Source organism: Cellvibrio sp. (assembly GCF_039207905.1).
GTDB lineage: Bacteria > Pseudomonadota > Gammaproteobacteria > Pseudomonadales > Cellvibrionaceae > Cellvibrio.
In genome coordinates, this window is sequence record NZ_JBCECX010000018.1 from 50,582 (window position 1) to 57,759 (window position 7,178).

3 protein-coding genes are annotated in these 7,178 nt (G+C 46.3%); 1 reads left to right on the forward strand and 2 read right to left on the reverse strand.

The genetic code is table 11. The features are described 5' to 3' along the window. The first annotated feature begins 26 nt into the window (after positions 1–26). Entirely contained in the window at positions 27–4,136 is a 4,110-nt protein-coding gene (locus AAGC78_RS12505; protein WP_435784420.1) for a S8 family serine peptidase, read from the forward strand. On the opposite strand, the gene AAGC78_RS12510 is transcribed toward AAGC78_RS12505, so the two are convergent. Both AAGC78_RS12510 and AAGC78_RS12515 read right to left on the reverse strand, forming a co-directional pair. Continuing rightward, positions 4,125–4,937, reverse strand: a complete 813-nt coding sequence (locus tag AAGC78_RS12510) for a PEP-CTERM/exosortase system-associated acyltransferase (RefSeq protein ID WP_435784421.1) — start codon at positions 4,935–4,937, stop codon at positions 4,125–4,127. The genes AAGC78_RS12505 and AAGC78_RS12510 overlap by 12 nt on opposite strands. A gap of 121 nt (positions 4,938–5,058) precedes the next feature. Further along, positions 5,059–7,178 (reverse strand): Orn/Lys/Arg decarboxylase N-terminal domain-containing protein (locus tag AAGC78_RS12515; RefSeq protein ID WP_435784422.1); only part of this gene is annotated, 2,120 nt, incomplete at its 5' end.

Sequence of the window (7,178 nt, forward strand, 5' to 3'; positions counted from 1 at the left end):
AAAATAAAGCAAATAATGGAGTTATTATGCGCAAGGGGTTCTACGTTTTCGGTTTTTCGGCGCTGGTTCTGAGTTCAGTAGCAATTGCAGATCAGCAAGGTAATCAGACAAATCCTATAACAACACGATCAATATACTTGCAAGGCGCCGCCGGAGGATCAACCTCCACAGTTGAATCGCAAGTAATCGATATATCCGCTAATGCTGTTGTTACTACAACGGGCAACCAGTCCCCAATCATAGCTTCTACCCAGCCAGCACAAACTCAGCGTCTGTTGATCCGATTGAGGGATCCTGCATTGCAGCCGAAGCTGAAACAATTGCGTGCGCAGATGGGGGCAACTAATAAAATGTCCCGCGCAGCGCAGCAACAGTTTTCCAAGACTTCTATTAACTATCGCCAGCGGTTGCAAAAAAGCCAGAGTCAGGTGTTGGATCAATTGCATCGCCAGCAGCATCTGGTAAATGTCCATTATCGATTTACCGAATTAACCAATACCCTCAGTGTCACTGCCGCCGCCGATAGTGTCGACGCAATCCGACGCTTGCCGGAAGTAGCCGCTGTGTTTATTGATAATAAGGTTTCGGCATCGCTGACGGATAGCGTTTCACTGACTGAAGCTCCATCCCTGTGGGCCATGCGGGATTTGCAAGGTAATGCTGTGACAGGCAAAGGTATTACTATCGCAATTCTTGATACGGGGGTTGATTACACGCATCCGGATTTGGGTGGATGTGTCGGCACCGGCTGCAAGGTTGTTGCGGGATATAATTTTATCCTCGGTGAAGATTCGGCCAACTTTATGGATAAAAATGGTCACGGTACGCACGTCGCCGGTATCGTCGCTGCAAAGGGCACCTTGACCGGTGTTGCACCAGATGCACAACTATATGCTTATAAAGTGCTGAATGACTATGGCAACGGCATGGATAGCTCAATTATCGCTGCGTTAGAAAAAGCAGTAGATCCTGATGGCGATCCATTGACCGACGACCAGATTGATATTGTCAATATGAGTTTAGGGGGGGTGGGTGTTCCTGACTCTCCTTTGTCTGAAGCAGCCAATAATGCAATGGAAGCCGGAACCTTGATTGTTGTTGCTGCTGGAAATTCGGGAAGCAATTATTCCACAATCGGCTCCCCCGGTAATGCCGAGGAGGTATTGACGGTAGGTGCCAGCAATAATATGGGTGAAATTGCCGATTTCAGTTCACGTGGCCCGATTGCAGGGAAAAAATATATCAAACCAGAGGTAGTTGCACCTGGTGTAGAAATTAATTCCGCTGCTCCTGGTGGAGGATACATCCGCAAAAGCGGAACCAGTATGGCGGCACCGCATGTTGCCGGTGGTGCGGCATTAATTAAACAATTAAAGCCTGAGCTAACTGCGTCGGACATAAAAGCGCTATTAATTTCCAGTGCAGCGGATCTTGGTAAAGATCTTTTTGCACAAGGTGCGGGTATGATGAAGTTGATGTCTGCTGCGACGGCAAAAGCATTGGTTACACCTATGCTTTTATCCGCTGGCCGGATTGATATATCCGTTCCTCAGTTCAGCGCACAAGTACCTTTTAAAGTAAAAAATATTTCACGCATGTCCTTGCCTGTGGAGCTGACAGCTCCAGTTAATTTACCTGCGGGCGCAAAAGTCAGTCCAGCGTCATCCACACAGATGCTGGCTGTGGGGCAAGAGTTTGAGTTTTCTCTGCAGCTGGATGTTGACACGGCTAGCTTGCCCTATGCAGATTCCAAATCACTTTATCATCAATCCGTCGCGAGTTTACGTATCGATAACTCTTCACTGCGGTTGCCGTTAATTTTTTCAAAGTCTGCTTTACTTGATATTCGATTTGCTAACCAGCCTTATACACTGTTGATTTTTAACGAAGATGGAACTTATTTTCACAGCACTTCTTTTTTCTGCGATCAACCACAATCTGCTTATTCTGTTGATGTAAAACCAGGCACTTATCAATTAGCGGTTTCATTTGTGAGTGATTACTGTGCTACAACTGCGCTGGTTTTTAAAGAAAATCTTCACGTCAATCACATCACTCAACTTGATTTAAGTGCTTCGATGGCTGTGCATGAATTGAAGCTGGCGGAAATAATCTCTGAGGCAGGAACCCCAATCGACGTTAACCAACTCGGCGTTACCGCTAAAGAAATTAGCTGGGCGCACAAGGCTGCGTCTGTTGGGCAGTTTATATCATCAAGTGGTATGACCTCGAATATCATGAAGGTTTCGAATACCTCGGAAAAAATTGCGATGAATATTACAGCATTGCTTTATGAGTTTCCGAAATACGATGCTGATCCATCAACTTATTACCTTATTCAGGATTCTGTTCCATCAGGAGTTTCAGCGGGAAAATCTGTTCAGCTTGATCTGCGTGAATCTGGTGGGTTTAATTTTCGTTACGCTGATGTTGATAAGTTGGCCGAAGGAGTAACCTTTAGTATTGGTTATCAGCAGCTTCGCTCACTGTCCAGTCCTCACTTATCAATTGGGCTCTTGTCTACACGATCCATCGCACCGCGCTACAAACCTGTAGAGGTAACCGTATACTCTTCGCTCTCAACCTTTGCCAACGGTGAATCCTATCCACTGGTGGGTACTAATTTAGCAAATCCTAATGATCCATTTGCTTGGGAAATTGAGCACTTTCGCAGTGGTCTGATAGCCTTTGAAGATAAGGAATCGTACACAAAATTAAAAGGTCCACTTACGTCTTTACAGCAGAGCGCCTACCGCAGTTCAAATCGTGATCTTGTAATTGAAAATAATGGTTATTTTTTTTCTGGTTATTTTATTTTTGATCCAATTACAAAAAACTTTGTAGTAGCTGATTCTGCAAATAGTTTTGGTAGTTCTAATGTGCAAAAAGACTACGAACAAAATAGCTTCTATGATTCGATGCCTTACAAGCAATTATGTGATGGTCGGGTATTAAAAGAAGATCAAACACGAGGTGTCTATTTTAGCTCTACTTTTGAGGTGGGTGAATGTTCGGTTTTATCAATCGAGCTTGAAATGGCCACTCGCTTTCAGCGAGAAAAAAATACTTCGAAAGTACATCTAACCATTGATACCAATGTTGCAAATCCAGAAAACCATTATCTTGCTGAATCACCTCTGTTAGAGCAATTGATTTTTCTCAGTGATGGTATTGCTACACGTTTGTTAAATGGTAATGACGTTGAGTTGCGCTTTAAGGCTCGGGCCGGTCGTTACGGATTTGCAGATATCCCACCAGAATTAGCGACAATTGAGTATAAATTAGATAATGATATAAATTGGATTCAACTTAACGCTGCTCGATCAGGTGTGGAGTATTTTGCCAAACTTCCGGTGGTATCGGGTGCCCATAAACTCTCGTTGCGAGTTGTGTTACATAATGGCAATGGTATTAAAGTTGAGCAAATACTCAATTCTATTGCTATTTTAGGTACGGATGTTCCCACCGCTGAATCATTACGACCAGTTTTTGAAAATTTACCAAATCTTGTTGTTGAAGCTGAAGGGCTGCTGACGAACTACATTTTGCCTCCTGTGATTGCCAACGATAAGGTGGATGGAAAAATAGTGGCGGAGGCCGATAACCTTGGCCCTTATGGTGTTGGTGATCATGTGGTTCGTTGGAGCGCAACCAATTCAATAGGTAAAAAAGCGAGTGCAATCCAAGGGCTGACAATTCGTGATACAACGCCGCCTACACTAGATATTCCATCAGATATTCGTGTATCTGCAACAGGCGAGCTGACGCAGGTGCTGTTAGGTGAAGCGAGTGCTATTGATTTGGTTGACGGACCGCTCATGTTTTATATAAGCGATGTAGGGCCTTTTGCGGTAGGAACTCATCAGATTACATGGGCTGCTACAGATAAAGCGGGAAATCGGGCAAGTGCAATCCAGATAGTAACTGTTGATCCTGTTCCTCAATCTTCAAAAGCTGCTTCAAGCGCGTCCACCAGTTCAGTAAAGTCAGGTAATGGTGTTAGCAATGGAGGAGGCTCCAGCGGTGGAGGGGGAGGTGGTGGAAGCATCGGATTGCTAATGTTGATTCTATTGGGTATGGCGGGAGTCTGTTGTTTTGTCAGGCACCCGATGACCCCAAGGTATTTAACGAAATAATTCTTTCTCAATCATGGAAAGCAGTTTGCGATAACCAGTGCTCAAGGTTTTGCGAACTTCGCGTGCGTCTATATAAAAAGGCGCACGCTTGCCGTGGTACTCAATCGGCGCTCCTATTTGGGTAAATTTAATTCCTACAAAACTCAAACTGCGCGCAAGGCGCGGTTCCATCATCACAAAAATATGCACACGGCGGGTTTTGTAGCACATGGCCACCGCTGACATGTAAAGGCAAATGGCGATGTAGGGGAAGAAGCGCAACTCCTGCGTGGAAAATGCCTGTTCGTTAATGGCACCGGTTGCGCCACCACTGAATTGGTCTACTTGCCGTTTGCGAAACGCGAGCGGTACTGCCAAGCGCGATAATTCACAAATTTGATGCGGTAAAAAATTGCGCGGCCGAAGTTTTTCGTCGGTAATGGCATGGGGGCAGAATTTTTCCATTGGCAATAATTCGTCTTCATTGCGCGTAGTAATCAAGCGCAAGGTTCCCGCAAGCGCATCAGAACTCAGGTGACGAATAAAGCAATGGATTGAGCGTAAGTCGAACTCGTCCTGCTCAGTGTGATCGGGATTAATCTCTTCAAAATGCAATTCTTCGCAATACACTTGGTAGCGCAGTTGGTAAACCTGCTGCTTGAGTTGTGGGTTCCATGCTAATTGCGGTTTTAAATAATTGGAAAAGTGCTTGGCAATATTCTCCGCTTCTTCACTTGCCAGAGTGGCAGCACTTTTTTGATTAACTGGTTTAGCGATGCTATTAACCGCATTGTCAGATATCTTAGGTTTAAGCTGCTTCATAAGACTCCCTGCATCCTGTTCCGCTCTTGTTTACAGACAAAATGTCACGCACCAACATGTCACGTACCAACGTCACACAAACATTTCACTACAATCTTCACATCAAATACATTACCTGTGGTTACTTCAAGCACCAGAAGTGGTAGTCGCCATCTTTGCGCACCACGCCTTCTACTTCTTTTTCAAAACCGGGAAAACGTTTGCCCCACTCTTGTACTGATTCAATGTAACCCAACCAAGGGCCATCAATTGGGCCGAGATTTTCACCGGGCATTACAATCGGAATCCCCGGTGGGTAGGGCATAATCCCCACGCCAGTAACACGATTTGCCGCTTGTTTGAGTGGCAATAATTCAGCATCGCCCGCTTGTAATTGCTGGAAAGCTACACGCGGTGTGCAAGCAATTGTTGGCAGGTTATCGAACGCGCTGGCTTGCAGTGCATCCATATGGCTGGTGCCCATGTAGTCGAACATTTCGGTAGCGAGATCGCGCAGCCCCAGATCGCGATAGCGTGCGGGTGCTTCGGCAACTAATTCTGGCAGCACCTGTTCAAGTAAGGTGTTTTTATCGTAATGGCGTTTGAATGCGAGCAGCACATTAATTAGCGTGCCCCATTTTCCTTTGGTGATGCCGATGCTGAATAAACACAGCACCATAAAATCGGTGGTGCGCGATGGAATAATATTGTTGCGATATAAAAATGCGCTCAGCACCGGTGCAGGAATTCCGAAAGGTTGCATCTGCCCATCAATACCCATGCCGGGCACCATGATTCCAGCTTTGATGGGATCGAGCAGCGCCCAATTTTTTTCCAGTCCTTCAAAGCCGTGCCATGCGGCACCGGGTTCAAGTATCCAGCATTCAGGATCAGTCGCCAGTTGCTCAGGGTCTGCATCGGCAAAGGCAACCCATTTGCCGGTTTTTGCATCGCGTATTTCCGGTGTATTCCACGGCTGAAAAAACCAATCACCTTTTTCAGTGAATTCGCGATGTGCACGCGCGAGTGCTTGACGGAAATCAATTGCTTCGCGAATCACATCCTGTGTGAGGCTGTAACCGCTCGCGCCTTCCATCATCGCTGCACCAATTTCGTTCGATGCAAACAAGGTATAGAGCGGTGATGTTGTAGCTTGAATCACAAAGGATTCGTTAAAACGACTGTGCTCAATCGGATTGCGACCATTGCGCACATGAATGTAAGACGCTTGCGATAAAGCCGCGAGTAATTTGTGGGTTGAGTGAGTAGCAAACACCGTGGGCGATGTTTCTGCATGACTGCGCGGATCGCCGCGCATCGCATAGCGGCCTTGGTACATAGGATTAAAACGCGCGTAGCCGTACCAGGCTTCATCAAAATGAATGCGGTCTACTGATTCAGCAAGAATTCCCTCAGTGCGCTCAGCATGCAAACAAATACCGTCGTAGGTGCAATTAGTTACTACGGCGTATACAGGTTTTTCGTGTTTGGCCTGACTGCGTAATGGATGATTGGCGATGCTGGCGGCGATAGTTTCCGGCGCTAATTTTTCTGGCAATATCGGCCCGATAATTCCGTAGCGATTGCGTGTGGGAGTTAGGTAAACCGGAATACCACCGGAGAGCACTAAACCTTGTTCAATGGATTTGTGGCAATTGCGGTCGCAGAGTGCAAATTGTTTTTCGCCGACACAAGCCATAAAAATGGTACGGTTGGAGCCGGAAGTTCCATTGAGAACGGCATAGGATTCATGTGCGCCAAAAACACGCGCAGCAAATTTTTCTGACTCTTCTACTGGCCCGGTATGATCGAGTACAGAACCTAACGCCTCGCGTTCGATTCCGCCATCAGTACGAAATAAATTTTCGCCAAAAAAATCAAAGAAGACACGGCCAACGGGTGATTTGGTAAAGGCAATTCCACCTTGATGGCCGGGTGCCGCCCAGGAGTGTTCGTCTTTTTGACTGTAACGCAAGAGTGCATCGGTAAAGGGCGGCAGGAGTTTATCAAAGTAGCGATCTACTGCGGCGAGTGCGCGGCCAACAATAAATGGTGCTGTGTCTTCCAGCGTCCACACAAATTCATCGGCCAGCTCCATCGCTTCAACGGTGAGCGTTTGTTTTGCGGCGCGGTCGGCCATTAAAAAAATCGGGACGTTGGCATTGCGTTGGCGAATGGTGCGCAGTAATTCCATCACTTCCGTGTGTTGCTCATCGGTTTCGTCGCCGAGTGTCCAGTCAACAAAAATACAATGAAAACCAG